The organism is Nostoc sp. CHAB 5715 (assembly GCF_020829685.1).
Taxonomy (GTDB): domain Bacteria; phylum Cyanobacteriota; class Cyanobacteriia; order Cyanobacteriales; family Nostocaceae; genus Nostoc.
This window is the reverse complement of record NZ_JAIVFR010000784.1, coordinates 1-3,615: the sequence shown is the minus strand read 5'-3', so window position 1 is coordinate 3,615 and position 3,615 is coordinate 1. Positions and strand designations below refer to the sequence as shown.

Genomic DNA, 3,615 nt, shown 5'->3' with positions numbered 1-3,615 from the left:
AAAACTAGGGGTGTAAGGGTGTAGGGGACCCCATAACTGAAGTTAGGGGCTTGATGCCTTGACGCCGTATTTCTCGATACGTAGTACGAGAAATACATCTTTTTTCTTCTCCATGTTTCAAAACTCTCGATAATATTGCTCTGGTGTACTGGGTAAATAGGTTGTCATTTGCAAGGCTTGCTCTTTCAATTTGAAACTTTGGGTAATATTAATCCGGCTAAGGAAATCTAGGTCATGGGAAATTACCCAAATAGCTCCTTGATAGTCATTGATCCCTACTATTATTTGTTCAACAGTTTCAATATCCAGGTTATTAGTTGGCTCATCAAGAATCAGCAGATCGATTTCTGAGATACTGATCATAGCGATGCCTGCGGCGGGCTACGCCTACGCTAATCTTGCCAATTCACCCCCACTCAGTACAGAGGCGCTTTTGTGAACGTCATCATATTTAAAGAGAAAGTGTCCTAGTTGTTGACGCAAAAGCTGATAGCTGAGATTAGGATTAGCAGCTTGCATATTTTCCAAAAGTGTGTATTGGCGATTTACCAATTCGTAAGTTTGATCGAGATATACAGCTTTCATCGCTGGTGCTAGCAAAACCTCACCTGAGTCCAAAACTGCTATTTGGTTTTCCATGCCCAAAATTGCTTTTACCAGACTCGATTTACCAGAACCGTTTGCGCCGATAATGGCTATGCGATCGCCAGATGATACATGCAGTTGAATATTTTGAATCAATACACGTTCTGATATCCTAAGATTTGCACCTTGGATATTAATTAGATTTCGGCGCTTTTGATTTTTTTCTTCTAGCTGAATACTCGTTACTTTCGTAGTTTTGATCTTCGTCTCTGCAACCTTTTGATTCGCCTTTGCTACTGCTGCTTCATGTTTTTTTTTCGCAGTTCCGGTAGAGGCCTCAGCTTTGGTTTTAATCAGCCCTGCTGCCATTCTATCAATACTACCATTCAGAAACTTGGCGCGACCGTTGCGGCTAGATTGGGCTGCGCGTTGCTGCTCTTGCATAGCGGTAGCTTGGGTGCGTTTGAGTTCCTTTCTGGCGGCTTCGTGCGATCGCAATGCTACCGCTAACTCGATTTCTTTCTGTTCTCGATACTGAGAAAAATTACCTCCATATACTTTCAAACCAACAGGTGTAAGTTCCCAAGTAACATCTGTAACTTGATCTAGAAAAAAAGGTTTGTGTGAGACAATTACATACGCACCATTAAAATTCAAAAGAAACTGGCTTAAGCTTTCTAACGCTTGCAAATCCATGTGGTTAGTTGGCTCATCCAGCAATAACAAGTTGGGCTGTTTAGATAAACCAATCGCCAGAAATAGTTTTGTGAGTTCTCCACCACTCAAGTTACCAATTGGTAAAGATAAGTCAAGTTTTGTGTGGAATTGCGTTTGTAAAATATCCTCAATATTCCACCAATCATCAGAAACAGAAACCAAAAAATTTAGTACTGTATCTGCTGTGATTTCTTGCCTAATAGTACTAATTTGTGGCAAATAATAAACAACACCATTACGCCAAACTGAGCCTGTATTGGGGGTAATTTGACCTGCAATGATTTTGAGTAGGGTTGATTTTCCTATACCGTTGCGGCCTACTAAAGCGATGCGATCGCCTGCTTCGATACTCACCTGAATTTTTTGAAACAAAGTTCTATCCAAGCTGAGTTCGTAGGCTAAATTCTCAGCTAATAATATTGACTTTTTCGGCATTATTCTCAAACCTCAATTCGCAAACTTCCACCCGCGTGTTCACAACAATTACGGGTAGATTAGACACAAAAAAAACTTAGCCGCAGACACTTGCCAAGCGGTTTAATGTAGATACGAGTAATGACAATATTTTTAGTGCATGACTATGTGAAGTAACCCTGTCAAACTAGTTGCGTTTATTCTTTGTTGACATTTGTTGCTTTGGCGCAACAGGTGTTTGGTACTACTTCATTTGTGTTATCTCGTTGGAGTTGTGATGAGGTTTGATATTAACTACAGTGTAGCATGAAGGTATTTCGGAAGGTAGGAGGCGATCGCTTTTTCTATTTCCACACTCCCCAGCCCTACTAGAAAGACTTACAGCAGTTTTATTCTATCTTAAATACATCTTGTGGGGTGGGCATCTTGCCATTGGTGTCAAGTTAAGGCAGAAGCCCAAATGTCAAAGGTATGTTCATCGAATTCGGGGTGTCGTTTATTGAATTCGGGCAGTCGTTTATCGAATTCGGGGTGTTGTTTATTGAATTCGGGGTGTTGTTTATTGAATTCGGGCAGCCGTTTATTGAATTCGGGGTGTTGTTTATTGAATTCGGGCAGCCGTTTATTGAATTCGGGGTGTCGTTTATTGAATTCGGGCAGCCGTTTATTATTTTTGTTCAATTTTAATTTAAGTCGGATAAAACCTAAACACAAAAAGACTTTTCACCCAGTAAAGAGCGATGCACTGCGCCGCCCTGAGCGTAGTCGTTGGGAGCTTGCCGAAGTGTCCCCAGCTATACTAGTTGACCCCAGTGATTTCATCTTAACTTGACACTAATGGCATCTTGCCCGCCCCAGGACGGGCGAGACGCCCATCCCACAAGAATAAATAACTATTGTTAAAAATGTTGATTAATTGAATCACCCCTGCTAATTTAAGTGTATTTGCGTAATACACAGCAAATTTGGCATACCCTACTGTTGCCCTTGAACTATGAATAGCTATCCAGATTTCAGCGAACACGGCTATCAAGTTTTGCGAGAATTGGGACGTAATCGGGAAGGAGGAAGGATTACTTGGCTAGCATCAAAAGTTAATACAGGGGAACATGTGGTAATAAAGCAGTTTTGCTTTGCTCAAGCTGGTTCTAGTTGGTCGGGGTTTGAGGCTCATCAACGGGAAATTAGAGTGCTACAAGGACTAGCTCATCCCGGTATTCCCCGCTACATAAATTCCTTTGCTACGTCTGATGGCTTTTGTTTGGTGCAAGAATATATCAACGCCCAATCTTTGGCAGAACTCCTCGGTCACTTTGAAATAGAGGAAGTTAAGCAAATTGCTGTCAAAGCTTTAGAAATTCTTCGATACCTGCAAAATCTCAATCCTCCGGTAATTCATCGGGATATCAAACCGGAAAATATTTTGGTAGATGAAGAACTCAATGTCTATATAATTGATTTTGGTTTTGCTCGTATTGGCAGTCAGGAAGTTGCAGCAAGTAGCGTATTCAAAGGTACGCCAGGTTTTATCCCGCCAGAGCAAATGTTTAAACCAACAGTAGCTACAGACTTGTATAGTTTGGGTGTAACCTTGATTTGCTTACTGACAGGAATCAAATCAACAAAAATAGATCAATTGCAAGATGAAGATGATCCATATTTAATCAAGTTTCACCATCTTTTACCTCGGTTGAGTCTACGGTTTCTGGGTTGGTTGGAAAAGATGGTACAACCGCTACAAAAAAACCGTTTTGCTAATGCACAATCAGCTTTAGAAGCACTCAAGCCACTTGATGTTATCCGTGTAGCGGGAGTTGATTTCAGTGAAACAGTGGTGGAGTTCAAAGCGAACCGATTAGGGGAAAAGCTAACGCAAAGCATTACTATTGAAAACCCCAT

4 protein-coding genes are annotated in these 3,615 nt (G+C 41.1%); 2 read left to right on the top strand and 2 right to left on the bottom strand.

Going from position 1 to position 3,615, the window contains the following annotated elements:
- Positions 1-117: 117 nt before the first annotated feature.
- Both LC574_RS31190 and LC574_RS31185 read right to left on the bottom strand, forming a co-directional pair.
- Entirely contained in the window at positions 118-363 is a 246-nt protein-coding gene (locus LC574_RS31190; RefSeq protein WP_229457450.1) for a hypothetical protein, read from the bottom strand.
- Positions 364-387: 24 nt separating this feature from the next.
- Entirely contained in the window at positions 388-1,737 is a 1,350-nt protein-coding gene (locus LC574_RS31185; RefSeq protein WP_229457449.1) for an ATP-binding cassette domain-containing protein, read from the bottom strand.
- Between the two features lie 450 nt (positions 1,738-2,187).
- Here LC574_RS31185 and LC574_RS31180 point away from each other — a divergent pair, with 450 nt between their 5' ends.
- Both LC574_RS31180 and LC574_RS31175 read left to right on the top strand, forming a co-directional pair.
- On the top strand, positions 2,188-2,403 hold the full coding sequence (locus tag LC574_RS31180; RefSeq protein WP_229457448.1) for a hypothetical protein: 216 nt from the start codon (positions 2,188-2,190) through the stop codon (positions 2,401-2,403).
- Between the two features lie 307 nt (positions 2,404-2,710).
- Positions 2,711-3,615: serine/threonine-protein kinase (locus LC574_RS31175; RefSeq protein ID WP_229457447.1), on the top strand; the 905-nt coding region annotated here is incomplete at its 3' end.